A 26,700-nucleotide genomic window follows, 5' to 3' on the forward strand; every position below is an offset into this window, starting at 1 on the left:
GAGATATTCCCTGCTGGCGCTGCGCTTAGCAGGGCTACGGTTCTATGTCGTCGGGTAACCGGACAAGGCGCGATGCGCCGCCATCCGGGAAAGACGTCATTAACGGAAGCTCACCGTCTCGCCGGCCTGATTGCTCGCCGCCTGCTCCAGCAGATCCCAGAAGCGTTCGCCGCTACGATCGCAGATCCACTCGTCGCCTTGCAGATCGAAGTGATAGCCGCCTTGCTTGGTCGCCAGCCAGACCTGATGCAGCGGTTCCTGACGGTTGATGATGATTTTACTGCCATTTTCGAAGCTGATGGTCAGCACGCCGCCGTTGATTTCGCAGTCGATATCGCTGTCGCCGTCCCAGTCGTCCAGACGTTCTTCGATGGTCATCCACAGGCTATCGGCCAGGCGATGGAATTCACTGTCGTTCATAGTTATATTCTGCTTTTTTGATTTTTGAAGATGGCCGCAGTATAGCGCGAAACAAAAGCGCGCGCAGTCAGATGCTAAACGCTTGCTTTTACGTCTTCTCCTGCGATGATAGAAAGCAGTAACGAATGAATCATGGGCAACTATCAATGAAAAACGTTTTACCCACGCTTGCCGTTCTGTTTGCAATCTTCAGCCTGACCGGCTGCGGTTTGAAAGGGCCGCTGTATTTCCCGCCGGCAGACAAAACCGCGCCGCCGCCGACCAAGCCGGTTAACCCAGGCATTCAGAGCGCGACGCCGGATCGTAACGATCGCGGCGATAATGGCGGTCCGACCCAGGTTAACTATTAACGATAACGTTCTGTTCCGCGCAATTGGAGTAGATAATGCAGTTCTCTAAAATGCATGGCCTCGGCAACGACTTCATGGTTGTTGATGCGGTAACGCAGAATGTTTTCTTCTCACCGGAGCTGATTCGTCGCCTTGCGGATCGGCATCTTGGCGTCGGCTTCGACCAGCTGTTGGTTGTCGAGCCGCCGTACGATCCCGATCTGGACTTCCACTACCGTATCTTCAATGCTGACGGTAGCGAAGTCTCGCAGTGCGGCAACGGCGCGCGCTGCTTCGCCCGCTTTGTCCGTTTAAAAGGCCTGACCAATAAACGTGATATCCGCGTGAGCACCGCCAACGGTCGTATGGTATTAAGCGTAACGGAAGATGATCTGGTGCGCGTTAACATGGGCGAGCCGAATTTCGAGCCGTCTCAGGTCCCGTTCCGCGCTAACAAAGCGGAAAAGACCTATATTATGCGCGCGGCTGAACAGACAATATTGTGCGGCGTCGTCTCAATGGGCAACCCGCACTGCGTGATTCAGGTCGATAACGTGGACACCGCCGCGGTTGAAACCCTCGGTCCGGTAATGGAAAGCCACGAACGTTTTCCGGAACGCGCCAATATCGGTTTTATGCAGGTAGTGGAACGCTCCCATATTCGTCTGCGCGTCTATGAACGCGGCGCAGGCGAAACGCAGGCCTGCGGCAGCGGTGCCTGTGCGGCGGTGGCAGTCGGTATCCAACAGGGGTTACTCGCCGAAGAGGTACGCGTGGAATTGCCAGGCGGGCGTCTCGACATCGCCTGGAAAGGTCCGGGTCAACCGTTGTATATGACTGGCCCGGCGGCACACGTCTACGACGGATTTATTCATCTATGAAACAGATCGGGGAAGAACAGCAGGAACTCGCCACAGCGCTCGACGACAGCGCGGTAGTAGATTATCTGCTGCAAAATCCTGAGTTCTTTATTCGTAATGCGGCGCAGGTTGAGCATATCCGCGTCCCGCATCCGGTGCGCGGCACCATCTCGCTGGTAGAGTGGCATATGCTGCGGGCGCGTAACCATATCAACGTGCTGGAAGAGAACATGACGCTGCTGATGGAACAGGCGACGGCCAATCAAAGCCTGTTTCAGCGCCTGTTCCATCTGCAGACGCGGCTGGCGTCCGCCGATAGCCTGGATGAAATGCTCAACCGCTTTCATCGTTGGGCGCGCGAGCTTGGCCTGGCGGGCGCAACGGTGCGCCTGTTTCCGGACAGCTGGCATCTCGGCGCGCCGTCTAAATTCACCCATCTGGCGCTGAGCCGGCAGGCGTTCGAACCCATTCGTATTCAGCGGCTGGGCCAGGCACGCCACTATCTTGGGCCGCTGAACGGGCCAGAGTTGCTGGTAGTCATGCCGGAGGCGAAAGCTATCGGCTCGGTGGCGATGTCGCTACTGGGCGATGACGACGCGCCGGGGGTGATGTTCTTCAGCAGCCGCGATCCACAACATTATCAGCAAGGCCAGGGAACACAGCTACTGCAGGAGATTGCGCGCATGCTGCCCGGCCTGCTGGAGCGCTGGATTGAACGCGCATGACCGACTCCCCGCTATTCGCCTGCGTCGACCGCTTCCTGCGCTATCTCGGCGTTGAGCGCCAGCTTAGCCCGATTACGCTCACGAATTACCAGCGTCAGCTGGAAGCGCTGATCGCGCTGGCGGATGATGCTGGCTTAAAAAGCTGGCAGCAGTGTGACGCCGCTCAGGTACGTAGCTTTGCGGTGCGTAGCCGCCGCGCGGGCTTAGGCCCGGCGAGCCTGGCGCTGCGGCTTTCCGCCCTGCGCAGCTTTTTCGACTGGATGGTCAGCCAGGGCGAGCTGGCCGCTAACCCGGCGAAAGGGATTGCGGCGCCGAAGATCCCCCGCCATTTGCCGAAAAATATCGACGTTGATGATGTGAATCGGCTACTGGATATCGACCTCAACGACCCGCTCGCGGTGCGCGACCGGGCGATGCTGGAAGTGATGTACGGCGCGGGGCTGCGTCTTTCTGAGTTAGTTAACCTTGATATTAAGCACCTTGACCTGGAGTCAGGGGAAGTGTGGGTGATGGGGAAAGGCAGCAAAGAGCGCCGCCTGCCAATTGGACGCAACGCGGTGGCGTGGATCGAACACTGGCTGGATTTGCGCGGCCTGTTCGGCGGCGATGACGATGCGCTGTTTTTGTCGAAGCTGGGTAAGCGCATTTCAGCGCGCAACGTGCAGAAGCGGTTTGCCGAGTGGGGAATCAAGCAAGGACTCAATAGCCACGTGCATCCGCATAAGCTGCGGCACTCCTTCGCGACGCATATGCTGGAGTCGAGCGGCGATCTGCGCGGCGTGCAGGAGCTGCTGGGGCATGCCAATCTCTCCACCACCCAAATCTATACCCATCTCGATTTTCAACACCTTGCCTCGGTGTACGATGCCGCGCATCCGCGCGCTAAACGGGGGAAATAATGCGTTTTTACCGACCTCTGGGCCCGATCTCCGCGCTGACGTTCGACCTGGATGACACCCTTTACGATAACCGCCCGGTGATTGACCGGACGATGCAGGAATCGCTGACATTTGTGCGTAATTACCATCCGGCGCTGAGCCAGTTTGATGCAAGCGATCTCAACCGCCTGCGCCAAACGTTATTGACCTCAGAACCCGAGATTTATCACGATGTCACCGTCTGGCGCCACCGCGCGCTGGAGTTAGGGATGCGTAATGCCGGGCTCTCCGCCGCCGAGGCGAAAGCCGGCGCCGATGCGGCGATGGAAAATTTCGCCCACTGGCGCAGCCGCGTCGATGTGCCGCAGGAGACGCACGATACGCTGGCGAAGCTGGCGCAGAAATGGCCGCTGGTGGCTATCACCAACGGTAACGCTCAGCCAGAACTGTTCGGGCTGAATGACTATTTCCGTTTCGTGCTGCGCGCAGGTCCGGATGGCCGCTCCAAGCCGTTTGCCGATATGTACCATCTGGCGGCGGAGCGTCTGGATTTGCCGCTCGGGCAGATTCTGCATGTCGGCGATGATCTGACCACCGACGTGGCGGGCGCTATTCGCTGTGGAATGCAGGCCTGCTGGATCAAGCCGGAGAACGCCTCGTTGATGAAAACCGCCGATAGCCGCCTGCTGCCGCATATTGAAATTTCACGGTTGGCATCTCTGACCTCGCTGATATAATCACCAGTAACTCTGTATATATTAACAGGGGTTCGTGGAACCCCTTCTCTTCCGGCGGTGCCAATGGACGTTTCTTACCTGCTCGACAGCCTTAATGACAAACAGCGTGAAGCCGTAGCGGCCTCGCGCACCAATATGCTGGTTCTGGCAGGGGCGGGCAGTGGTAAGACGCGCGTACTGGTGCACCGTATCGCCTGGCTGCTGAGCGTGGAGAACTGCTCGCCGTATTCCATTATGGCGGTGACCTTTACCAACAAAGCGGCGGCGGAGATGCGCCACCGTATCGGCCAACTGATGGGCACCACCCAGGGCGGTATGTGGGTCGGCACCTTCCACGGCCTGGCCCATCGCCTGCTACGCGCCCATCATCTGGATGCCAACCTGCCGCAGGATTTCCAAATCCTCGATAGCGAAGATCAGCTGCGCCTGCTGAAGCGCCTGATTAAGGCGATGAACCTGGATGAGAAGCAATGGCCGCCGCGTCAGGCGATGTGGTACATCAACAGCCAAAAAGATGAAGGGCTGCGCCCGCACCATATTCAGAGCTACGGCAACCCGGTCGAACAGACCTGGCAGAAGGTGTATCAGGCCTATCAGGAAGCCTGCGATCGCGCCGGGCTGGTGGACTTTGCCGAGCTGTTGCTGCGCGCGCACGAACTGTGGCTGAACAAACCGCATATCCTGCAGCACTACCGCGAGCGCTTCACCAATATTCTCGTCGACGAATTCCAGGATACCAACAACATTCAGTATGCCTGGATCCGCCTGCTGGCGGGCGATACCGGCAAAGTTATGATTGTCGGCGATGATGACCAGTCGATTTACGGCTGGCGCGGCGCGCAGGTCGAAAACATTCAGCGCTTCCTGAATGACTTCCCGGGCGCGGAAACTATTCGTCTGGAGCAGAACTATCGTTCAACCAGCAATATTCTCAGCGCCGCCAACGCCCTGATTGAAAACAACAACGGGCGGCTGGGCAAAAAACTGTGGACCGACGGCGCCGACGGCGAGCCCATTTCGCTGTACTGCGCCTTCAACGATCTCGATGAAGCGCGTTTCGTGGTTAACCGAATTAAAACCTGGCAGGAGAACGGCGGGGCGCTGGAGCAGTGCGCCATTCTCTACCGTAGCAACGCCCAGTCGCGCGTGCTGGAAGAGGCGCTGCTGCAGGCCAGCATGCCGTACCGTATTTATGGCGGCATGCGCTTCTTCGAACGTCAGGAAATCAAAGATGCGCTCTCTTATCTGCGCCTGATTGCCAACCGCAACGACGACGCGGCGTTTGAGCGTGTGGTCAATACGCCTACCCGCGGCATCGGCGATCGGACCCTGGATGTGGTGCGCCAGACCTCGCGCGATCGTCAGCTGACGCTGTGGCAGGCCTGCCGCGAGCTGCTGAAAGAGAAAGTGCTGGCAGGCCGCGCTGCCAGCGCTCTGCAGCGCTTTATGGAGCTTATCGACGCGCTGGCGCAGGAAACCGCCGATATGCCGCTACATGTCCAGACTGACCGGGTCATTAAAGATTCCGGCCTGCGTATGATGTACGAGCAGGAAAAAGGCGAGAAGGGCCAGACCCGTATCGAAAACTTAGAGGAACTGGTGACGGCGACGCGCCAGTTCAGCTACAACGAAGAAGATGAAGATCTGATGCCGCTGCAGGCGTTCCTCTCCCACGCCGCGCTGGAAGCGGGCGAAGGGCAGGCGGATACCTGGCAGGATGCGGTACAGCTGATGACTCTGCACTCGGCGAAAGGGCTGGAGTTCCCGCAGGTGTTTATCGTCGGCGTTGAAGAGGGGATGTTCCCGAGCCAGATGGCGCTTGATGAGGGCGGTCGTCTGGAGGAAGAGCGTCGTCTGGCCTACGTCGGCGTGACGCGCGCGATGCAAAAACTGACGCTGACCTACGCCGAAACCCGCCGTTTGTACGGTAAAGAGGTTTACCATCGCCCATCGCGCTTTATCGGCGAGCTGCCGGAAGAGTGCGTGGAAGAGGTGCGGCTGCGAGCGACGGTGAGCCGCCCGGTTAACCATCAGCGTCTCGGTACCCCGGTGGCGGAGAACGATACCGGCTATAAGCTGGGCCAACGAGTGCGGCATCCGAAGTTCGGTGAAGGCACCATCGTCAACCTTGAGGGCAGCGGTGAGCATAGCCGGCTGCAGGTGGCTTTTCAGGGGCAGGGAATTAAATGGCTGGTCGCCGCCTACGCACGCCTGGAAACGGTGTAACTTTAAGAAAAATATAATTTTTTTGTAATAATCTGCTAGCCTTATATGCTAAATGGCAGGATTTGCTCTTTAGCGTTCCCTTGCGTGTTGACGCCGTTTTGGCGCTGGCGTAACATGCGCGCACGATTACGCTAAGAGGACATTCGCCTTGGACACACCCAGTAGATGCTGGCTCAACTTCCTGTCATTCAGGAACAACTCCTAAGGCTATCCCCTTATGCCGATAGCCTTAGCGGTTGTCGGCGACCCGTCCCATTCCCGTCGCTCTGAGTCAGGCTTAATGGTCTGAAACCCAAATAGTTTCTGTGTGCCCATCGAACTGTCCGATAAATTTTTTGTATTGGGAGTCCCGGTCATGCTGAGCGCATTTCAACTGGAAAATAATCGTTTAACGCGCCTTGAGGCCGATGAGATCAAGCATCTTGCCAGCTCGGTGTGGGTCGACCTGGTCGAGCCTGACGATGATGAACGTAGCCGTGTGCAAACGGAGTTAGGCCAGAACCTGGCGACGCGCCCGGAACTGGAAGACATCGAAGCGTCAGCGCGTTTCTTTGAAGACGAAGATGGTTTACACATCCACTCCTTTTTCTTTTTCGAAGATGCTGACGATCACGCCGGTAACTCAACCGTGGCGTTTACCATCCGCGAAGGTCGCCTGTTTACCCTGCGCGAGCGTGAACTACCCGCTTTTCGCCTGTACCGCATGCGCGTGCGTAACCAGACGCTGATTGATGGCAACGCCTACGAGCTGCTGTTAGATCTGTTCGAGACCAAAATCGAACAGCTGGCGGATGAGATAGAAAACATCTACAGCGACCTGGAAAAGCTGAGCCGCGTGATTATGGAAGGCCACCAGGGCGACGAGTACGACGAAGCGCTGTCGACGCTGGCGGAACTGGAAGATATCGGCTGGAAAGTACGTCTCTGTCTGATGGATACCCAGCGCGCGCTAAACTTCCTCGTGCGCAAGGCGCGCCTGCCGGCAGGCCAGCTGGAACAGGCGCGAGAGATCCTGCGAGATATCGAATCCCTGCTGCCGCACAACGAATCGCTGTTCCAGAAGGTGAACTTCCTGATGCAGGCGGCGATGGGCTTTATCAACATCGAGCAGAACCGCATTATCAAGATCTTCTCGGTGGTTTCGGTCGTGTTCCTGCCGCCGACGCTGGTGGCGTCCAGCTATGGGATGAACTTTGAGTTTATGCCGGAACTCCACTGGAGCTTTGGTTATCCGGGAGCCATCGTGTTTATGATGTTGGCCGGCCTGGCGCCGTATCTCTACTTCAAGCGTAAAAACTGGCTGTAGTTGTTGTGCCGGATGCGCTTCGCTTATCCGGGCCTACGTGTTGTGCTTTTGTAGGCCGGATAAGGCGTAGCCGACATCGGGTAATATCCTATCCCCGACGCCCCCTTCTTTGCGTATATACCGCATCCATCACGAATATCGCCAGCGCCACCCAGATAAAGGCGAAGGTGACCATTTTATCCGTGCCCGGCACTTCACCGTAGAACGTTACCGCCAGCAGGAACATCAGCGTCGGGCCGATGTACTGGAAAAAGCCCAACGTCGACAAGCGCAGGCGGGTCGCCGCGCCGGTGAAGCACAGCAGGGGGATGGTGGTTACCACACCCGCTGCCATTAGCAGTAAATTGAGCGACCAGGGGTTGTCTCCCATATGGCTGGTTGGGCTATCGGTGATGCCGAAAAGCCAGATCGCCGCCACTGGCAGCAGCCATAGCGTTTCCACCAGCATACCGGTCTGCGCATCGACGGCGATTTTCTTACGTACCAGGCCATAAAAGGCAAAGCTAAATGCCAGCCCCAGGCCGATTACCGGCAGTGAGCCGAAGGTCCACAACTGCACCAGCACGCCGCAGAAGGCGAGGATCACCGCTAACCACTGTAGGCGGCGAAAGCGTTCGCCGAGGAAAATCATTCCCAACAGAATATTCACCAGCGGGTTAATGAAGTAGCCGAGGCTAGCTTCCAGCATATGGTGGTTATTGACTGCCCAGATAAAGAGCAACCAGTTGCCGCCGACCAGCACCGCAGAGAGCGCCAGCAGGAAGATCTTGCGCGGGGTTTTTAGCAGTTTTTTTACCTGCGGCCACTGGCGGCTGACGCTGATGAGCGCCACCATGAAAAAGAAAGACCAGATCACGCGATGCGTCAGGATTTCATCGGCGGGAACGTAGTAAATAAGTTTGAAGTACGCCGGCGCGATACCCCAGATAAAGTAGGCGGCCAGCGCCAGCATAACGCCCAGCCGCGTTTGTTTTGCGTCCATTGGTAGAATCCATTGCCAAAAAGAGTGATGTTACTCGATCTGCGGCAATCAACCCACCATATAGGTAGCCGTGGCGCTGGCGATATAAACCTGCTCTTCGTTATGCAACTCGACGCGGGCCACGGCGACTTTGTTTCCGGCGCGCAGCAGGCTGCTGGTGGCGGTAAAACGCTCGCCGCGGCCAGGGCGTAAGTAATCGACGCGCAAATCGATAGTTCCCATCCGCGAGAGGCGCTGGCGCAGCTCTTCTTCATTGATAGTGTCATGGCGAGTCAGGGTGCTGCCGACGCAGACCAGTCCAGCGGCGACATCCAGCGCAGAGGCGATAACGCCGCCGTGCAGAATACTCTGCGCCCAATTGCCTACCATCATCGGCTGATTATTAAAGCTGAGCTGGGCAAACTCTTTTTCATAACGTTCCAGCTCAAGCCCCAGCGCACGGTTAAAAGGCATGTGATAAACAAAAATCTCTCCCACCAACTTTAGTGCGGCGGCGGCGGTCAGTTCAGACATAGCAGAAGTCCATTCGTTAATGAAATGTTGATTTTATGCTTCAAAAATATTGATTTCCACTTTCGGAGGCGATAACGCAGCGGGAGGCAGATAAACAGGTAGAATGGCAGCAGGACAAAACATTAATAAGAACCCTTCTTCAGGAGAACAGTAATGCGTATCTCTTTGACCTGGCTGCTGGCGCTTAGCGCGCTGCCGGCCAGCGTTCTGGCGCAGGACGCGCCGCTTAATCAAGCCGTTCATGACAAACCCGCGGTGCGGGGCAGCATTATCGCCAACCTGCTGCAGGACCATGATAATCCGTTCCTGCTTTATCCTTATGAGAGCAACTATCTGCTCTATACGTGGACCAGCGATCTCAATAAAGAGGCCATCCGCAGTTACGACTGGGCCGATGACGCGCGTAAGGATGAGGTGAAGTTCCAGCTCAGCCTGGCATTCCCGTTATGGCGCGGCATCCTTGGCGATAATTCGCTGCTTGGCGCCTCCTATACGCAAAAATCCTGGTGGCAGCTCTCTAACAGTAAAGGCTCGGCGCCGTTTCGCGAAACCAACTACGAGCCTCAGCTCTTCCTTGGCTTCGCGACGGATTATGAGTTTGCCGGCTGGACTTTGCGCGATATCGAAGTCGGCTATAACCACGATTCCAATGGCCGTTCCGATCCAACGTCACGTAGCTGGAACCGCCTGTATACTCGCCTGATGGCGCAAAACGGTAACTGGCTGGTTGAAGTGAAGCCGTGGTATGTGGTCGGCAGTACCGATGATAACCCCGATATCACCAAATACATGGGTTACTACCGCCTGAAGATTGGCTACCAGCTGGGGGAGGCTATTTTTAGCGCTCAGGGGCAATATAACTGGAATACCGGCTACGGCGGCGCGGAAATCGGGGTCAGTTACCCTATTACCAAGCACGTGCGCGCCTATACTCAGGTGTACAGCGGTTATGGCGAGTCGCTCATCGACTATAACTTCAATCAGACACGCGTCGGCGTCGGCGTGATGCTCAACGATCTGTTTTAATCGTTGCACTCTGGCTCTCAGGCGCTGAAAATAGCGCCTGTTTTCTTTTCAGGCGGATGGGGTCAACGTGGCACAGGCGGAAGTATTAAATCAGGAATCGCTGGCTAAGCAGGTTTTACAAGAGACCTTCGGCTACCAGCAGTTCCGCCCGGGCCAGGAATCGATTATCGCCACGGCGCTGGAAGGCCGCGATTGCCTGGTGGTGATGCCGACCGGCGGCGGTAAATCGCTGTGCTACCAGGTACCTGCATTGGTCCTCGGCGGCCTGACGGTTGTCGTGTCGCCGCTGATTTCGCTGATGAAAGACCAGGTCGATCAGCTGCTGGCAAACGGCGTCGCCGCGGCCTGTCTTAACTCGACGCAGAGCCGCGAGCAGCAGCAAGAGGTGATGGCGGGGTGCCGCAGCGGGCAGATTCGTCTGCTGTATATCGCGCCGGAACGCCTGATGCTGGATAACTTCCTGGAGCATCTGAGCCACTGGAACTTAGCGATGCTGGCGGTGGATGAGGCGCACTGTATCTCGCAGTGGGGCCATGATTTCCGCCCGGAATATGCCGCGTTGGGCCAGCTGCGCCAGCGGATGCCGCATATTCCGTTTATGGCGCTCACCGCCACCGCTGATGACACCACTCGCCGCGATATTGTTCGCCTGCTGGGGCTTAACGATCCGCTGATTCAGGTTAGTAGCTTCGATCGCCCCAATATCCGCTATATGCTGATGGAGAAATTTAAGCCGCTCGATCAGTTGATGCGATACGTCCAGGATCAGCGCGGTAAATCAGGGATTATCTACTGCAACAGCCGTTCTAAGGTTGAAGACACCGCCGCCAGGCTGCAAAGCCGCGGCATCAGCGCGGCGGCCTACCATGCTGGTCTGGAAAATGATATTCGTGCCGATGTGCAGGAGAAATTCCAGCGCGACGATCTGCAGATCGTGGTGGCGACGGTGGCTTTCGGTATGGGCATTAACAAGCCGAACGTCCGCTTTGTGGTGCACTTTGATATCCCGCGCAATATTGAATCCTATTATCAGGAAACCGGCCGCGCCGGGCGTGACGGGCTGCCGGCGGAAGCGATGCTGTTTTACGATCCGGCGGACATGGCGTGGCTGCGCCGTTGCCTGGAGGAGAAGCCCGCCGGGCCGCTGCAGGATATTGAACGTCATAAGCTGAATGCGATGGGGGCATTTGCCGAAGCGCAGACCTGTCGCCGTCTGGTGCTGCTGAACTATTTTGGCGAAGGGCGTCAGGAGCCGTGCGGCAACTGTGATATCTGTCTTGATCCGCCAAAGCAGTACGATGGTTTAATGGACGCGCGTAAGGCGCTTTCAACTATTTACCGGGTGAATCAACGCTTCGGGATGGGCTACGTGGTTGAAGTACTCCGCGGCGCCAACAATCAGCGTATCCGCGACCTGAACCACGATAAACTGCCGGTGTACGGCATTGGTCGCGAGCAGAGCCACGAGCACTGGGTGAGCGTGATTCGCCAGTTAATCCACCTCGGACTGGTGACGCAAAATATTGCCCAGCACTCCGCGCTGCAGCTCACCGAGGCCGCGCGTCCTGTACTGCGTGGTGAAGTCCCGCTGCAGCTCGCCGTGCCGCGTATCGTGGCGCTAAAACCGAAAGCGATGCAGAAATCCTTCGGCGGCAATTACGACCGCAAGCTGTTCGCCAAGCTGCGTAAATTACGTAAAGCGATCGCCGACGAGGAGAATATCCCGCCATATGTCGTGTTTAACGACGCGACGCTGATTGAGATGGCCGAACAGTCGCCGCTTACCGCCGGGGAGATGCTTAGCGTCAACGGCGTGGGGACCCGTAAGCTTGAGCGCTTCGGTAAAGAATTCATGGCGCTGATACGTGCTCATGTCGATGGCGATGATGAGTAGTCAGCCGCGGGAAAAGGTGCCAGAATAGTTTCCTTCTTCACTATTTCCCTGCGAGTTAAACATGTTGATGCTTTTTCTCACCGTGGCGCTGGTGCACATCATTGCGCTAATGAGCCCGGGGCCGGATTTTTTCTTCGTTTCGCAAACCGCGGTGAGCCGTTCGCGCAAAGAGGCGATGATGGGCGTGCTGGGGATCACCGGCGGCGTGATGGTCTGGGCTGGCGTGGCGCTGCTCGGCTTGCATCTGATTATCGAGAAAATGGCCTGGCTGCATACGCTGATTATGGTCGGCGGCGGTCTCTATCTGTGCTGGATGGGCTATCAAATGCTGCGCGGCGCGTTGAAGAAAACCGACGTTGTCGCGGCGGAACCGCAGGTTGAGCTGGCGCGTAGCGGGCGCAGTTTCCTGAAGGGCCTGCTGACTAACCTCGCCAACCCGAAAGCGATTATCTACTTTGGTTCGGTCTTCTCGCTGTTCGTTGGCGATAACATTGGCGCCGGCGCGCGCTGGGGGATTTTCCTGCTGATCGTTCTTGAAACGCTGGCGTGGTTCACCATCGTGGCCAGCCTGTTCGCACTGCCGCAAATGCGCCGCGGCTATCAGCGGATGGCAAAGTGGATAGACGGCATCGCGGGAACCCTGTTTGCCGGTTTCGGCATCCATCTGATTATTTCGCGTTAACGTGTTATGCGATTCCCCGCCCGGTTTGTTGCCGGGTGGGGTTGATATTAGTGACGAAGACGCTGTAGCTCATCGCTGGTCAAACCGGTCATTTCCAGGATCGCATCGTCATCAATGCCGCGATTGAGCATCGCTGCGGCGACCTGTAAAAGGGCCTGTAGTTTTCCTTCTTTGATGCCTTCTTTAATGCCTTCTTTAATGCCTTTCTCTCTGCCTTCTGCGAGCCACGTTTCTGCCAGAGTCATTAGCATTCCTCCATGCTGCGGCACACGCTGTGCCAGCTTATATTCAGGCATGACGGGCGGAAGCGAGCAGCGCTCCCACCAGCATAAACAGCGAACCAAACACTTTATTCAGCGCCTTCATCTGCTTCGGACCTTTAATCCAGGCCGCAATGCGCTGCGCCAGCGTCGCGTAACCGATCATCACAATGATATCGACCACAATGGTGGTGACGCCAAGTACCAGGTACTGCATCACCTGCGGCTGATGCGGGACGATGAACTGGGGAAACAGCGCGGCGAGGAAGACGATACTTTTGGGGTTGGTCAGATTGACGAACACCGCGCGTTTATAGAGCTTACCGCGGCTTTGAGTGCGCGCCAGCGTATTCAGATCGATTGAACCCGCCGCCCGCCATTGCTGGATCCCCAGCCAGATAAGATAAGCCGCGCCCGCCCATTTCAACACTTCAAATGCCAGTACCGAGCGTGAGAAGAGCGTGCCCAGACCGACGCCAACCAGCACGATATGAATGGCCAATCCGGTTTGCAGGCCGGCAATAGAGGCTGCCGCGCCGCGATAGCCGTGGTTGATGGATGTGGTCATGGTATTAATCGCGCCGGAACCCGGCGACAGGCTGAGAATGATTGATGTCAGCAGATAAGCGAACCACCACTCGAAGGTCATGAGAATCTCCCTGATTGTCTATTTTTATGCCACAATACGCTATTGCATCAGCATTGTGTGATGTGCGACAAAAAAACGATTTTCAGCGGTTAACAGGGGTGTAAACCCGATGTTTGGGCAGCAAAAGGACTGGGACACACGAGAAAACGCGTTTGCGGCCTTTACCATGGGGCCGCTGACGGATTTTTGGCATCAGCGGGAAGAAGCTGAATTTACGGGCGTCGATAAGGTTCCGGTACGCTTTGTGCGCTTTTGCGCCGCAAATAATGACCGGCTGGTAGTTATTTGCCCCGGCCGCATCGAAAGCTACGTGAAGTACGCCGAACTAGCCTACGATCTCTTCCACAGCGGCTTTGACGTAATGATTATCGATCACCGCGGTCAGGGGCGCTCCGGTAGGTTGCTGTCTGATACCCACCGCGGTCATGTTGTGCGCTTTAGCGATTATGTTGACGATCTGGCTGCGCTTTGGCAGCAGGAAGTGGTGCCCGGCCACTGGCGTAAACGTTTTATTCTCGCCCACTCGATGGGCGGCGCCATTGCCACGCTGTTCTTGCAGCGTCACCGGCAGCATTGCGACGCCATTGCCTTATGCGCGCCAATGTTTGGCATCATCATGCGCCTGCCGGACTGGATGGTGCGCCATATTCTCGACTGGGCTGAGGGCCATCAGCGTATTCGTGAAGAGTATGCCATCGGTACGGGCCGCTGGCGGGCGCTGCCGTTTTCGCTCAATGTATTGACTCATAGCCGTCAGCGCTATCGTCGTAATCTGCGTTTTTATGCCGACGATCCGCGGCTGCGCGTCGGCGGGCCGACCTATCACTGGGTGCGCGAAGGTATTCTGGCCGGTGAAGAGATATTGGCTGGCGTCGAGAAAGATACGACTCCGACGCTATTGATTCAGGCCGAGGATGAAAGGGTGGTCGATAACCTGATGCACGACCGCTATTGCGAACTCCGTTCCGCTGCCGGACACCCTTGTGAAGGCGATAAGCCGCTCGTTATTGAAGGGGCATATCACGAGATCCTTTTTGAAAAGGACGCTATGCGCTCAGTCGCGCTAAATGCCATCGTCGATTTTTTCAATCGACATACTTAATCCGACGATAGATCTCGTCGCCCTGCTTAGAGGTTAAATTTTTTATGTACCAGGTTGTTGCGTCTGATTTAGATGGCACGCTGCTTTCCCCCGACCATTTCCTCACTCCCTATGCCAAAGAAACGCTGAAGCTACTCACCGCGCGCGGGATAAATTTCGTTTTCGCCACTGGTCGCCACTATATCGATGTGGGACAGATCCGCGATAATCTCGGCATTAAGTCGTACATGATCACCTCTAACGGCGCCCGCGTACACGATAGCGAAGGAAAACAAATCTTCGCCCATAACCTCGACCGCGATATCGCCAGCGATCTGTTTGAGATGGTGCGTAACGATGTGAAGATTGTGACCAACGTCTATCGTGAAGATGAATGGTTTATGAATCGCCATCGCCCGGAAGAGATGCGCTTCTTCAAAGAGGCGGTGTTCAACTACAAGCTTTATGAACCGGGCGAGCTGGATGCGGATGGCATCAGCAAAGTTTTCTTCACCTGTGAAGATCATGAACATTTGCTGCCGCTTGAGCAGGCTATCAACGCGCGCTGGGGCGACCGCGTGAATGTGAGTTTCTCCACGTTGACCTGCCTTGAAGTGATGGCCGGCGGTGTATCGAAAGGGCATGCGCTGGAGGCCGTCGCGAAAATGCTTGGCTACAGCCTCAAAGAGTGTATCGCCTTTGGCGACGGCATGAACGACGCCGAGATGCTGTCGATGGCCGGTAAAGGCTGCATCATGGCGAACGCCCATCAGCGGTTGAAGGACTTGCATCCGGAGCTGGAAGTGATCGGCAGCAACGCCGATGATGCTGTACCGCATTACCTGCGCAAGCTGTACCTCGATTGATAAAGATTGACGATTGGCTAATAACTGGTCAGTCGTCAACCTCTCTCTCCGCTACAATGCCTGTTCTTTATTCAATGAGACGACCATTGTGGCGCTATTAATTATCACCACTATCCTGTGGGCCTTTTCGTTTAGCCTGATTGGCGAATACCTTGCCGGTAGCGTCGATAGCTATTTTTCCGTGCTGATGCGCGTGGGCCTGGCAGCGCTGGTGTTCCTGCCTTTCCTGCGTACGCGCGGCCAGTCTCCGCGTACCATCGTGCTCTACATGTTGGTAGGGGCGATGCAGCTTGGGATTATGTATTTGCTGGCTTTCCGCGCCTATCTCTATCTGACAGTCTCCGAATTTCTGTTGTTTACGGTCTTTACCCCGCTGTATATCACTCTGATTTACGATCTGATCAGCGGCCGTAAACTACGCTGGGGCTATCTGCTTAGCGCGGCGCTGGCGGTGTTAGGGGCGGCGATCATCCGCTATGACAAAGTCAGCGATCACTTCTGGACCGGGCTATTGCTGGTGCAGCTGTCGAATATCTGTTTCGCCATCGGTATGGTGGGCTACAAGCGTCTGATGGAAGTCCGTCCAATGCCGCAACACAATGCCTTTGCCTGGTTCTATGCCGGCGCCTTTATCGTGGCGGTAGCGGCGTGGTTTATGCTGGGCAATCCGCAGAGGTTGCCGACTACCGGTCTGCAGTGGGGGGTTCTGGTATGGCTTGGCGTGGTCGCTTCCGGGTTGGGTTACTTCATGTGGAACTACGGCGCAACGCAGGTGGATGCCGGTACGTTGGGGATCATGAATAACGTTCACGTCCCCGCCGGGCTGTTGGTTAATCTCGCTATCTGGCAGGAACAGCCTCACTGGCCGAGCTTTATCATTGGCGCGCTGGTAATCCTGGCTTCGCTATGGGTCCATCGCCGCTGGGTCGCTCCGCACTCCGTACAAACGGCAGATGATCGCAAGCGTGATTCCGCGCTGAGCGAATAAACGCTTCTGTTACCGACTGGCGTTGTTCGCCATCGCGCACCGCGGCGTACAGCCGGCTCCACAGTCCTTCTCCCAGGGTTTTGGTGACAATCAAACCCTGGCGTTCAAAACTTTCCACCACCCAGTGCGGCAGGGCGGCAATACCCATTCGCGCGGCGACCATCTGAATCAGCAGCAGCGTGTTATCGACGCTTTTCAACTGCGGGCTGATCCCCGCCGGTTGCAGGAAGTGGCGCCAGATATCCAGTCGCCCGCGCTGTACCGGATAAATCAGTAACGTTTCCGCAGCCAGATCTTCCGGCGAGATGCGCGTTTTCGCCGCCAGTGGATGTTCCGGAGCTAACACCAGACGAACTTCATAATCAAACATCGGTGAATAGTGCAGGCCGCTACGCGGCAAAATATCTGAGGTCATCACCAGATCGAGTTCGCCCTGCTGCAGGGCTGGCTGCGGGTCAAAAGTGACGCCGGACTGAAAATCAACTTCCACCAGCGGCCAGCGGGCGCGGAAGCTTTCCAGCGCCGGGGTGAGCCACTGAATGCAGCTATGGCACTCAATCGCCAGCCGCAGACGGGTTTGCTGTGGTTCATTGCAATCCTGTAGCGCGCGAGCGATTTGCGGCAGCACCTGATTGGCTAACTGCAGCAGAATTTCCCCTTGCGGCGTAAAGCGCAGCGGCTGGCTTTTACGCACAAATAAACGGAAGCCAAGGCGCTGTTCCAGATCGCTAAACTGGTGGGACAGGGCCGACTGGGTTTGGTGCAGGGCTGCCGCCGCGCCCGCCAGCGAACCGCTGTTCCGCAACGCCTGTAGCGTTTTCAGGTGTTTAATCTCGATCATGAATGTCCTTCACTTCGGCATGAATAATTTGCGCTTGAGGAATATACAGTACCTTTACATTATGGATGTGTAAACATCTGGATGGCTAAAATCCTTCGTCTTTTGAATTTATGGTGCGTTGGCTGCGTTCGCTCACCCCAGTCACTTGGGGATGAGCAAACTTGCCGCCTTCCCTGAATACAAAATCCTTTGGATTAATAATTAATTAGAGGAAGAACACATGACCATTATTAATCACACCCTCGGTTTTCCTCGCGTTGGCCTTCGCCGCGAGCTGAAAAAAGCGCAAGAGAGCTACTGGGCGGGCAACGCCACGCGTGAAGAGCTGCTGGCGGTAGGTCGCGAGCTGCGCGCTCGTCACTGGAAGCAGCAGAAACAGGCGGGCATTGATCTGCTGCCGGTGGGCGATTTTGCCTGGTACGACCATGTTCTGACCACCAGCCTGCTGCTGGGCAACGTGCCGGCTCGTCATCAGAACAAAGACGGCACCGTCGATATCGATACCCTGTTCCGCATTGGTCGCGGCCGCGCGCCGACCGGTGAACCCGCTGCCGCCGCGGAAATGACCAAGTGGTTCAACACCAACTATCACTACATGGTGCCGGAATTTGTCCAGGGCCAACAGTTCAAGCTGAGCTGGACCCAGCTGCTGGATGAAGTGGACGAAGCGCTGGCGCTGGGCCACAAGATTAAGCCTGTACTGCTGGGGCCGGTAACCTATCTGTGGCTGGGCAAAGTAAAAGGCGAACAGTTTGATCGTTTAAGCCTGTTGAACGATATCCTTCCGGTTTACCAGCAGGTACTGGGCGAGCTGGCGAAACGCGGCATTGAGTGGGTGCAGATTGATGAACCGGCGCTGGTTCTGGAGCTGCCGCAAGCATGGCTGGATGCCTTTAAACCGGCTTATGAAGCCCTGCAGGGGCAGGTAAAACTACTGCTGACTACCTATTTTGAAGGGATCACCGACAACCTTGATGTTATCACCGCGCTGCCGGTACAGGGGCTACACGTCGATCTGGTGCACGGCAAAGATGAGGTGGCTGAACTACATAAACGCCTGCCGGCCGACTGGCTGTTATCCGCCGGGCTGATCAATGGTCGTAACGTCTGGCGCGCCGATCTCACGGAAAAATATGCGCAAATTAAGTCGTTTGTCGGTCAACGTGAACTATGGGTCGCCTCTTCCTGCTCCTTGCTGCATAGCCCGATCGATCTGAGCGTAGAGACCCGTCTTGATGCCGAAGTAAAAAGTTGGTTTGCTTTCGCCCTGCAGAAGTGTGGCGAACTGGCGCTGCTGCGCGACGCGCTGAACAGCGGTGATACGACGGCGATCGAGGCGTGGAGCGCGCCAATTCAGGCTCGTCGCCATTCGACTCGCGTACACAACGCGGCAGTGGAAAAACGGCTGGCGGCAATCACTGCTCAGGACAGCCAGCGCACCAGCCCTTATGCCGAGCGCGCACAGGCGCAGCGCAAACGCTTTAACCTGCCAGCATGGCCGACGACGACGATCGGTTCATTCCCGCAGACAACCGAAATTCGTACCCTACGTCTGGACTTCAAAAAGGGCAATCTTGACGCCAGCCATTATCGGACGGGTATTGCCGAACATATTAAGCAGGCGATCGTCGAACAAGAACGTCTGGGTTTAGACGTGCTGGTGCACGGAGAAGCCGAGCGAAACGACATGGTGGAGTATTTCGGTGAGCATCTGGACGGTTTCATCTTCACGCAAAACGGTTGGGTGCAAAGCTATGGCTCTCGCTGCGTGAAGCCGCCGGTGGTTATCGGCGATGTCAGCCGTCCGCAAGCGATCACCGTCGAATGGGCGAAGTATGCGCAGTCTCTTACCGACAAGCCGGTCAAAGGCATGTTGACCGGTCCGGTAACCATTCTGTGCTGGTCCTTCCCGCGCGAGGATGTCAGCCGTGAAACTATCGCGAAGCAGATTGCGCTGGCGCTGCGCGATGAAGTGGCGGATCTGGAGGCGGCCGGTATCGGTATTATCCAGATCGATGAACCGGCACTGCGCGAAGGTCTGCCGCTGAAGCGCAGCGATTGGGATGCTTATTTACAGTGGGGCGTAGAAGCTTTCCGCATCAACGCCGCGGTTGCTAAGGATGACACCCAGATTCATACCCACATGTGTTATTGCGAGTTCAATGACATCATGGATTCTATCGCCGCGCTGGATGCCGACGTCATCACCATTGAAACCTCGCGTTCCGACATGGAACTGCTGGAATCGTTTGAAGAGTTTGAATATCCAAACGAAATCGGCCCGGGCGTTTATGATATCCACTCGCCAAACGTACCGAGCGTGGAGTGGATTGAAGGGTTGCTGGAGAAAGCCGCGCAGCGTATCCCGGCGGAGCGCTTGTGGGTTAATCCGGACTGCGGCCTGAAAACCCGCGGCTGGCCGGAAACCCGCGCCGCGCTGGCGAACATGGTGCAAGCGGCGCAAAATCTGCGCGAATCAGCCTGATAGATACGCGGAAAACAACAGAGGAGGCCACGGCCTCCTCTTTTCATGTATCAGGCGAGTTACCCTTTTTTACCGCCATATTGAGCAAACCAGGCCAGCATCCGCTGCCAGCCGTCTTTGGCTGACTCTTCGTGATAGCTGGCGCGATAGTCGGCGTTAAAGGCGTGATCGGCCTCGGGATAGACCACGATCTCGGCGTTCGCATTTGCCGCCCGCAGCGCCTGGCGCATGGTCTCGACGGTATCCTGCGGAATACTGGCGTCTTTAGCGCCGTACAGGCCAAGTACCGGCGCGTTGAGATCGACCGCGATATCCACCGGGTGTTTTGGCGAATTCAGCGATTTTTCTCCCACCAGTTTGCCATACCAGGCGACGCCTGCCTTCAACTGCGGGTTATGCGCGGCATACAGCCAGGTAATGCGCCCGCCCCAGCAAAAACCGGTGATCAGCAGACGATGGGCATCGCCGCCGTGGCGCGCCGCCCAACTGGCGACGTGGTCGAGATCCGCCAGCACCTGTGCGTCCGGCACCTTAGTGACCAGTTCTTTGAACAGGGTAGGGATATCGTTGTACTCATTCGGATCGCCCTGGCGGAAGTAGAGTTCTGGCGCAATCGCCAGATAGCCTTCCTGCGCCAGGCGGCGGCACAGATCGCGAATATGTTCATGTACGCCGAAAATCTCCTGCACCACGATAACGATCGGCAGCGGGCCGTCGGCGTTTTTCGGGCGGGCGTGATAGGCTGGCATATTCTCGCCCTGCGATGGGATCGAGGTTTCTCCGGCGACAATCTGCTCATCCGACGTATGGACGGCGGTAGAGGCGTGCGGCGAGGCTGCAGGTGCGAATCCAGGTTGCTTGGTGGTGGTCATGGTATTCTCCGTACCCTTATTTATTAGCGCAACACTAACTATAGACCCTTTAGTTCGGGCGGTAATAAAGCACAGTGCCTGAAAGCGGCTATCTTTTGTTCTATGACCGTGAATATAACTTGTTAATGTGATGTAAATCACTATTTGTTGAAAAACAAATGCAATCATTGTTATGCATGGTGACCATCATCACAAAAATAAGCGAGTGGCTTCTGTAAAGTACCCTTTTGCTTCTGCTGATACTTCGACCCACAGAGGAGTTTTTTATGTCCAAGTCTGATGTTTTTCATCTCGGCCTCACTAAGAACGATTTACAAGGGGCTACGCTGGCTATCGTCCCTGGCGATCCGGAGCGTGTGGAAAAGATCGCCGCGCTGATGGATAAGCCGGTTAAGCTGGCATCACATCGTGAATTTACCTCCTGGCGCGCTGAGCTGGATGGCAAACCGGTGATTGTTTGCTCCACCGGTATCGGCGGCCCGTCGACCTCTATCGCCGTGGAAGAGCTGGCGCAGCTGGGAGTTCGTACCTTCCTGCGTATCGGCACCACCGGGGCGATTCAGCCGCACATCAACGTTGGTGATGTGCTGGTGACGACCGGTTCTGTCCGTCTGGACGGCGCCAGCCTGCACTTTGCGCCGATGGAGTTTCCGGCCGTTGCTGACTTCGCCTGCACCACCGCGCTGGTGGAAGCGGCGAAATCAATTGGTGCGACCACCCATATCGGTGTAACTGCCTCCTCTGATACCTTCTATCCAGGCCAGGAGCGTTACGACACCTTCTCCGGCCGTGTCGTGAGCCGCTTCAAAGGCTCGATGGAAGAGTGGCAGGCAATGGGCGTCATGAACTATGAAATGGAATCCGCTACGCTGCTGACCATGTGCGCCAGCCAGGGCCTGCGCGCCGGGATGGTGGCAGGGGTTATCGTCAACCGTACCCAGCAAGAGATCCCTAACGCCGAAACCATGAAGCAAACCGAAAGCCACGCGGTGAAAATCGTTGTGGAAGCGGCGCGCCGCCTGCTGTAGTTCTTCACTTTTTCTCGCAAGGCCGGACCCTCCGGCCTTTCTTTTTTGCGTAGCGCCTCGCAGGAAAATCCTTTTCAACTGGACGTTTGTACAGCACAATTCTATTTTGTGTCGTAAGTGGTTGCCGGGGAGGCGTTGTGGATATCTCTATTGTGATAAGCGCCGTGGTGGCGCTGGCGGCAGGGTTAGTCGTTGGCTGGCTGGCGACAAAAGCCCGCGCCGATCAAATCCGTGCCGATCTCATTGAAGAGCGCCGCGAGCTGGATATCGAACTTAGCGCCGCACGTCAGCAGCTGGTGCAGGAATCGCACTGGCGCGATGAGTGCGAACTTCTCAACAACGAGCTGCGCAGCCTGCGTGATATCAACACCTCGCTGGAGGCCGACCTGCGGGAAGTGACCACTCGTCTGGAATCCACGCAGCTGCACGCCGAAGATAAAATCCGCCAGATGGTCAACAGCGAGCAGCGCCTGAGCGAGCAATTTGAAAACCTGGCGAACCGCATATTCGAACACAGCAACCGCCGGGTTGATGAACAAAACCGCCAGAGCCTGCATGGCCTGCTGACGCCGCTGCGGGAACAGCTCGACGGCTTTCGTCGCCAGGTGCAGGACAGCTTCGGCCAGGAGGCGCGTGAGCGCCACACGCTGGCGCACGAAATCCGCAACCTGCAACAGCTGAACGCACAGATGGCGCAAGAGGCGTTGAACCTGACGAAAGCGCTGAAGGGCGATAACAAAACCCAGGGCAACTGGGGAGAAGTGGTGCTAACCCGCGTGCTGGAGGCCTCCGGCCTGCGCGAAGGCTATGAGTATCAAACACAGGTCAGCATCGAAACCGATAACCGCTCGCGGATGCAGCCGGACGTTATCGTGCGCCTGCCGCAGGGCAAAGACGTGGTTATCGACGCCAAAATGACTCTGGTCGCCTATGAGCGTTATTTCAACGCTGAGGATGATTACACCCGCGAAGCGGCGCTACAGGAGCATATTGCCTCGGTACGTAACCATATTCGCCTGCTGGGCCGCAAAGATTATCAACAGCTGCCGGGGTTACGTTCGCTCGACTATGTATTGATGTTTATCCCCGTCGAGCCGGCGTTCCTGCTGGCTATCGACCGTCAGCCTGAGCTTATCAGCGAGGCGCTGAAGAACAATATTATGCTTGTTAGCCCAACAACCCTGCTGGTGGCGCTGCGCACTATCGCTAATTTGTGGCGCTATGAGCATCAAAGCCGTAACGCGCAGAAAATCGCCGAGCGCGCCGGGCGCCTGTACGACAAGATGCGGCTGTTTGTCGACGATATGTCGGCCATCGGCCAAAGCCTTGATAAAGCGCAGGATAACTATCGCCAGGCGATGAAAAAGCTCGCCTCGGGGCGCGGCAATCTGCTGGTACAGGCCGAGTCATTCCGTGGCCTGGGGGTCGAGGTTAAGCGCGGGATTAATCCTGATTTAGTCGAGCAGGCCACGGCGCAGGATGACGAATACCGCCTTGAGGAAGATGAAAATTCACCGCAGGAAGATGTGTTTAGCGCCGATTCCGCGTCTACAGCGAGAGTAAACGAGCACGTCAGGCCAAGCTGAAACGTATGGGAAATGGCCTGAATCTGTTACACTCGCTGAACATTTTCTTGATAAGTAAGCGGGCATAGAGATGGTTGAGGATTCACAAGAAACGACGCATTTTGGCTTTCAAACGGTAGCCAAAGAGCAGAAGGCGGACATGGTGGCGCATGTATTCCATTCTGTCGCTGCAAAATATGATGTGATGAACGACTTAATGTCGTTCGGGATTCATCGCTTGTGGAAGCGCTTCACCATCGACTGCAGCGGCGTGCGTCGTGGGCAAACCGTGCTGGACTTAGCGGGCGGTACCGGCGACCTGACGGCGAAGTTTTCCCGTCTGGTGGGCGAAACCGGTCGCGTGATGCTCGCCGATATCAACGATTCGATGCTCAAAATGGGCCGCGAAAAACTGCGTAACATCGGTATTGTCGGTAACGTCGAATACGTTCAGGCCAACGCCGAAGCGCTGCCGTTTGCGGATAACACCTTTGACTGCATCACCATCTCCTTTGGCCTGCGTAACGTTACCGATAAAGACAAAGCGCTGCGTTCAATGTACCGCGTGCTGAAACCGGGCGGACGTTTGCTGGTTCTGGAGTTCTCCAAACCGATTCTCGAACCACTGAGCAAAGCCTACGACGCTTACTCCTTCCACGTGCTGCCGAAAGTCGGCGAACTGGTGGCAAACGATGCGGAAAGCTATCGCTATCTGGCGGAATCCATCCGCATGCATCCCGATCAGGAGACCCTGAAAGGCATGATGCAGGAGGCGGGTTTTGAAAGCGTCGACTACTACAACCTGACGGCAGGTATTGTCGCGCTACACCGCGGCTATAAGTTCTGACAGGAGGGACGCTATGCCTTTCGCACCACTGGTTACCGCTGGCATCGAAACGGTTCTTAATACTTTTCTCTGGCGCGACCGCGCGCTTAAACCGGCGCGTCAACGCCTGCTGGGGAAAGTGCTGCGCGTAGAGCTCAAAGAGCTGTCGGCGCCTGTCGTGCTGGCCTATAGCGAGCAGCAAATCGACGTGCTCGGCGCATGGGAAGGCGAAGCTGACTGTACCGTAATTACCCGCCTGAGCGTGCTGCCGCAGCTGCGTAACCGCCAGCAGTTGACCGCGCTGATTCGCAGCGGCGATCTGGAAGTGCAGGGCGACCTGCAGGTTGTGCAGAACATGGTCGCGCTTTGCGATCTGGCGGAGTTCGATCCGGCAGAGCTACTGGCGCCGTATACCGGCGATATCGTCGCTGAAGGGGTTGGCAAGGTACTTCGCGGCGGCGCGCGCTTCCTGCTGCAGGGCGCGCAAAGCCAGCAGCGCTACGTCGCTGAAGCGATTACCGAAGAGTGGCGACTGGCGCCGGGCCCGTTAGAGATGGCCTGGTTTGCTGAAGAATCCGCCGCCGTGGAACGCGCGCTGGCCGCACTGGAAAAACGGCTGGAAACGCTGGAGGGCAAATGACGCCAGGAGAATTACGGCGCCTGTATTTTATCATCCGCACCTTTTTGAGTTACGGGCTTGATGAGCTCATTCCCAAAATGCGTATCACGTTGCCGCTGCGCATCTGGCGGCGAATGTTGTTCTGGATGCCGAATCGCCACAAAGATAAACCGCTGGGTCAACGCTTACGCCTGGCGCTGCAGGAGCTGGGCCCGGTGTGGATTAAGTTCGGCCAGATGCTCTCCACCCGCCGCGACCTGTTCCCGCCGCAAATCGCCGATCAGCTGGCGCTGCTGCAAGATCGCGTCGCGCCTTTCGATGGCAAATTGGCAAAACAACAGATCGAACAAGCGATGGGCGGGCTGCCCATTGAAGCCTGGTTCGATGATTTCGCCATTGAGCCGCTTGCCTCCGCCTCTATCGCTCAGGTCCATACCGCGCGTCTGAAAGACAACGGCAAAGAGGTTGTCATCAAGGTCATCCGCCCGGATATCCTGCCGGTGATCAAAGCGGACATGAAATTAATCTACCGCCTGGCGCGCTGGGTGCCTCGTCTGCTGCCGGATGGCCGCCGTCTGCGTCCGCAGGAAGTCGTCCGCGAATATGAAAAAACGCTGATGGACGAGCTGAACCTTCTACGCGAGTCGGCTAATGCTATTCAGCTACGGCGCAATTTCGAAGACAGCCCAATGCTATACGTGCCGGAAGTCTATTCCGATTACTGTAGCGAAGGCATGATGGTGATGGAGCGGATCTACGGTATTCCGGTTTCCGATGTCGCCGCGCTGGAAGCCCAGGGCACCAACATGCAGTTGCTGGCGGAGCGTGGGGTGCAGGTCTTCTTTACCCAGGTGTTCCGCGACAGCTTTTTCCATGCGGATATGCATCCGGGTAATATTTTCGTTAGCTACGATCATCCGCATGACCCGCAATATATCGGTATCGACTGCGGTATCGTCGGCTCGCTGAACAAAGACGATAAGCGTTATCTGGCGGAAAACTTTATTGCTTTCTTCAACCGTGATTATCGTAAGGTTGCCGAGCTGCACGTCGATTCCGGCTGGGTGCCGCCTGACACCAACGTTGAAGAGTTTGAGTTTGCGATTCGCACCGTGTGCGAGCCCATCTTTGAAAAGCCGCTGGCGGAAATCTCCTTCGGCCACGTATTGCTGAATCTGTTTAATACCGCGCGGCGTTTCAACATGGAAGTCCAGCCGCAGCTGGTTTTGCTTCAGAAGACATTACTTTACGTAGAAGGGGTAGGTCGTCAGCTCTATCCTCAGTTAGACTTGTGGAAAACGGCGAAGCCTTTTCTCGAGTCGTGGATTAAGGATCAGGTCGGTATTCCCGCGCTGGTGCGTGCGTTTAAAGAAAAAGCGCCGTTCTGGATTGAACGAATGCCGGAAATTCCTGAGCTGGTGTACCAAAGCCTGCAGCAGAGCAAACAGCTACAGACCAGCGTCGATACCATCGTGCGCGACTTCCAGGTGCGCCACGTGCGCCAGGGGCAGTCCCGTTATCTGTTTGGTATAGGTGCCGTTTTGCTTTTAAGCGGTACGCTGTTATTTATCCACCGCCCGGAGTGGGGCATGATGCCTGGCTGGCTGATGGCCGGCGGCGTCGTAACCTGGCTTATTGGTTGGCGAAAAACGCGCTAACAGGTTTCGCGTTTATTCTGGCGCATTGATTCTTGCGCGAAGTCATGTGAGCGGCCTGACAAAGAGGCGTCTCACCGGATGACGTGTATAATGCGCTCTCATCATTCATCATCTGTCATAGGGGAACGTGTATGGGTGGTATCAGTATTTGGCAGTTGTTAATTGTTGTCGTCATCGTAGTTCTGCTTTTCGGGACGAAGAAGCTGAGCTCGCTGGGTTCGGATTTAGGCGCATCGATCAAGGGCTTTAAAAAAGCGATGAGCGATGACGAAAAATCTGATAAGTCCTCAGCCGATGCAGATTTTGCAGCGAAAACTATCGCTGATAAACAAGATGATGCGAAAAAAGACGAGACAAAACGCCACGACAAAGAGCAGGTGTAAT

27 protein-coding genes and 1 pseudogene are annotated in these 26,700 nt (G+C 56.4%); 21 read left to right on the top strand and 7 right to left on the bottom strand.

Annotated elements, in window-relative coordinates:
• Window positions 1-99 precede the first annotated feature (99 nt).
• On the bottom strand, window positions 100-420 hold the full coding sequence (cyaY, locus tag PGR23_RS23475) for an iron donor protein CyaY (RefSeq protein WP_015368867.1): 321 nt from the start codon (window positions 418-420) through the stop codon (window positions 100-102).
• A 146-nt stretch (window positions 421-566) separates the two neighbouring features.
• Between cyaY and lptM the strand changes: the two genes are divergently transcribed.
• From lptM to corA, 8 genes are all read left to right on the top strand, one after another.
• On the top strand, window positions 567-770 hold the full coding sequence (gene lptM / locus PGR23_RS23480; RefSeq protein WP_020077593.1) for an LPS translocon maturation chaperone LptM: 204 nt from the start codon (window positions 567-569) through the stop codon (window positions 768-770).
• A 35-nt stretch (window positions 771-805) separates the two neighbouring features.
• Entirely contained in the window at window positions 806-1,630 is an 825-nt protein-coding gene (gene dapF / locus PGR23_RS23485) for a diaminopimelate epimerase (RefSeq protein ID WP_032713809.1), read from the top strand.
• The gene (locus PGR23_RS23490; protein WP_396280068.1) at window positions 1,627-2,334 is read left to right on the top strand and encodes a DUF484 domain-containing protein; all 708 of its coding nucleotides are present in this window, start codon (window positions 1,627-1,629) and stop codon (window positions 2,332-2,334) included. Before dapF ends, PGR23_RS23490 begins: the two co-directional genes overlap by 4 nt.
• Window positions 2,331-3,233, top strand: a complete 903-nt coding sequence (xerC, locus tag PGR23_RS23495; RefSeq protein ID WP_045395583.1) for a tyrosine recombinase XerC — start codon at window positions 2,331-2,333, stop codon at window positions 3,231-3,233. The genes PGR23_RS23490 and xerC overlap by 4 nt, the downstream gene beginning before the upstream one ends.
• Window positions 3,233-3,949, top strand: a complete 717-nt coding sequence (yigB, locus tag PGR23_RS23500; protein ID WP_047066633.1) for a 5-amino-6-(5-phospho-D-ribitylamino)uracil phosphatase YigB — start codon at window positions 3,233-3,235, stop codon at window positions 3,947-3,949. The genes xerC and yigB overlap by 1 nt, the downstream gene beginning before the upstream one ends.
• Window positions 3,950-4,012: 63 nt before the next feature.
• Window positions 4,013-6,175, top strand: a complete 2,163-nt coding sequence (gene uvrD / locus PGR23_RS23505; RefSeq protein WP_032709535.1) for a DNA helicase II — start codon at window positions 4,013-4,015, stop codon at window positions 6,173-6,175.
• Between the two features lie 148 nt (window positions 6,176-6,323).
• Window positions 6,324-6,380, top strand: a complete 57-nt coding sequence (gene ysgD, locus PGR23_RS23510) for a YsgD/CorL family protein (protein ID WP_349815745.1) — start codon at window positions 6,324-6,326, stop codon at window positions 6,378-6,380.
• A 150-nt stretch (window positions 6,381-6,530) separates the two neighbouring features.
• On the top strand, window positions 6,531-7,481 hold the full coding sequence (gene corA, locus PGR23_RS23515) for a magnesium/cobalt transporter CorA (protein WP_045389308.1): 951 nt from the start codon (window positions 6,531-6,533) through the stop codon (window positions 7,479-7,481).
• Window positions 7,482-7,569: 88 nt separating this feature from the next.
• Here the strand turns inward: corA and rarD are convergent, their stop codons facing one another.
• Window positions 7,570-8,463 carry an EamA family transporter RarD gene (gene rarD / locus PGR23_RS23520; protein ID WP_045389280.1) on the bottom strand — a complete coding sequence of 298 codons (894 nt, stop codon included), beginning with the start codon at window positions 8,461-8,463 and terminating at the stop codon, window positions 7,570-7,572.
• Between the two features lie 48 nt (window positions 8,464-8,511).
• A complete protein-coding gene (gene yigI / locus PGR23_RS23525) occupies window positions 8,512-8,976 on the bottom strand; it encodes an acyl-CoA thioesterase YigI (protein ID WP_004097567.1) in 465 nt (154 codons plus the stop codon).
• Between the two features lie 153 nt (window positions 8,977-9,129).
• Between yigI and pldA the strand changes: the two genes are divergently transcribed.
• The 3 genes from pldA to rhtC all read left to right on the top strand — a co-directional run bounded on the left by pldA (window position 9,130) and on the right by rhtC (window position 12,578).
• Window positions 9,130-10,002, top strand: a complete 873-nt coding sequence (gene pldA, locus PGR23_RS23530) for a phospholipase A (protein WP_045389277.1) — start codon at window positions 9,130-9,132, stop codon at window positions 10,000-10,002.
• Between the two features lie 67 nt (window positions 10,003-10,069).
• Complete coding sequence (gene recQ / locus PGR23_RS23535; RefSeq protein WP_015368858.1) at window positions 10,070-11,896, top strand: ATP-dependent DNA helicase RecQ; 1,827 nt, start codon at window positions 10,070-10,072, stop codon at window positions 11,894-11,896.
• Between the two features lie 61 nt (window positions 11,897-11,957).
• On the top strand, window positions 11,958-12,578 hold the full coding sequence (gene rhtC / locus PGR23_RS23540; protein ID WP_045395590.1) for a threonine export protein RhtC: 621 nt from the start codon (window positions 11,958-11,960) through the stop codon (window positions 12,576-12,578).
• 47 nt (window positions 12,579-12,625) lie between these two features.
• Here rhtC and PGR23_RS23545 read toward each other — a convergent pair.
• Together PGR23_RS23545 and rhtB are read right to left on the bottom strand one after the other, a co-directional pair.
• Window positions 12,626-12,865, bottom strand: a pseudogene (locus tag PGR23_RS23545) (ISNCY family transposase); the annotation flags it as partial.
• A gap of 1 nt (window position 12,866) precedes the next feature.
• Entirely contained in the window at window positions 12,867-13,487 is a 621-nt protein-coding gene (gene rhtB, locus PGR23_RS23550) for a homoserine/homoserine lactone efflux protein (RefSeq protein ID WP_015368855.1), read from the bottom strand.
• Window positions 13,488-13,596: 109 nt separating this feature from the next.
• Here rhtB and pldB point away from each other — a divergent pair, with 109 nt between their 5' ends.
• From pldB to PGR23_RS23565, 3 genes are all read left to right on the top strand, one after another.
• Window positions 13,597-14,589 carry a lysophospholipase L2 gene (gene pldB / locus PGR23_RS23555; protein WP_045395594.1) on the top strand — a complete coding sequence of 331 codons (993 nt, stop codon included), beginning with the start codon at window positions 13,597-13,599 and terminating at the stop codon, window positions 14,587-14,589.
• A 44-nt stretch (window positions 14,590-14,633) separates the two neighbouring features.
• Window positions 14,634-15,434 (top strand): sugar/pyridoxal phosphate phosphatase YigL, encoded by an 801-nt coding sequence (gene yigL / locus PGR23_RS23560; RefSeq protein ID WP_015368853.1) that lies wholly within the window; start codon window positions 14,634-14,636, stop codon window positions 15,432-15,434.
• Between the two features lie 88 nt (window positions 15,435-15,522).
• Window positions 15,523-16,422 (top strand): carboxylate/amino acid/amine transporter, encoded by a 900-nt coding sequence (locus tag PGR23_RS23565; RefSeq protein WP_396280123.1) that lies wholly within the window; start codon window positions 15,523-15,525, stop codon window positions 16,420-16,422.
• Here the strand turns inward: PGR23_RS23565 and metR are convergent.
• A complete protein-coding gene (gene metR / locus PGR23_RS23570; RefSeq protein WP_396280067.1) occupies window positions 16,310-17,263 on the bottom strand; it encodes an HTH-type transcriptional regulator MetR in 954 nt (317 codons plus the stop codon). The genes PGR23_RS23565 and metR overlap by 113 nt on opposite strands.
• A 220-nt stretch (window positions 17,264-17,483) precedes the next feature.
• On the opposite strand from metR, the gene metE reads away from it, so the two are divergent.
• Window positions 17,484-19,748 carry a 5-methyltetrahydropteroyltriglutamate--homocysteine S-methyltransferase gene (gene metE / locus PGR23_RS23575; protein WP_396280066.1) on the top strand — a complete coding sequence of 755 codons (2,265 nt, stop codon included), beginning with the start codon at window positions 17,484-17,486 and terminating at the stop codon, window positions 19,746-19,748.
• A 59-nt stretch (window positions 19,749-19,807) separates the two neighbouring features.
• Here the strand turns inward: metE and PGR23_RS23580 are convergent, their stop codons facing one another.
• Window positions 19,808-20,620 carry a dienelactone hydrolase family protein gene (locus PGR23_RS23580; RefSeq protein WP_045395602.1) on the bottom strand — a complete coding sequence of 271 codons (813 nt, stop codon included), beginning with the start codon at window positions 20,618-20,620 and terminating at the stop codon, window positions 19,808-19,810.
• Between the two features lie 266 nt (window positions 20,621-20,886).
• Here PGR23_RS23580 and udp point away from each other — a divergent pair, with 266 nt between their 5' ends.
• The 6 genes from udp to tatA all read left to right on the top strand — a co-directional run bounded on the left by udp (window position 20,887) and on the right by tatA (window position 26,699).
• Window positions 20,887-21,648 carry a uridine phosphorylase gene (udp, locus tag PGR23_RS23585; RefSeq protein ID WP_004181652.1) on the top strand — a complete coding sequence of 254 codons (762 nt, stop codon included), beginning with the start codon at window positions 20,887-20,889 and terminating at the stop codon, window positions 21,646-21,648.
• Between the two features lie 137 nt (window positions 21,649-21,785).
• Complete coding sequence (gene rmuC, locus PGR23_RS23590) at window positions 21,786-23,234, top strand: DNA recombination protein RmuC (RefSeq protein WP_396280065.1); 1,449 nt, start codon at window positions 21,786-21,788, stop codon at window positions 23,232-23,234.
• A 70-nt stretch (window positions 23,235-23,304) separates the two neighbouring features.
• Entirely contained in the window at window positions 23,305-24,060 is a 756-nt protein-coding gene (gene ubiE, locus PGR23_RS23595; protein ID WP_045395605.1) for a bifunctional demethylmenaquinone methyltransferase/2-methoxy-6-polyprenyl-1,4-benzoquinol methylase UbiE, read from the top strand.
• Between the two features lie 13 nt (window positions 24,061-24,073).
• Window positions 24,074-24,679, top strand: coding sequence for a ubiquinone biosynthesis protein UbiJ (gene ubiJ, locus PGR23_RS23600; protein ID WP_045395607.1), 606 nt, complete (start codon window positions 24,074-24,076; stop codon window positions 24,677-24,679).
• Entirely contained in the window at window positions 24,676-26,316 is a 1,641-nt protein-coding gene (gene ubiB, locus PGR23_RS23605) for a ubiquinone biosynthesis regulatory protein kinase UbiB (protein ID WP_015368845.1), read from the top strand. Before ubiJ ends, ubiB begins: the two co-directional genes overlap by 4 nt.
• Window positions 26,317-26,447: 131 nt before the next feature.
• Window positions 26,448-26,699, top strand: coding sequence for a Sec-independent protein translocase subunit TatA (tatA, locus tag PGR23_RS23610; protein ID WP_015368844.1), 252 nt, complete (start codon window positions 26,448-26,450; stop codon window positions 26,697-26,699).
• Window position 26,700: the final 1 nt, after the last annotated feature.

This window comes from Klebsiella sp. 141162 (assembly GCF_050600755.1).
In the GTDB taxonomy this organism is placed as follows: Bacteria; Pseudomonadota; Gammaproteobacteria; order Enterobacterales; family Enterobacteriaceae; genus Klebsiella; species Klebsiella aerogenes.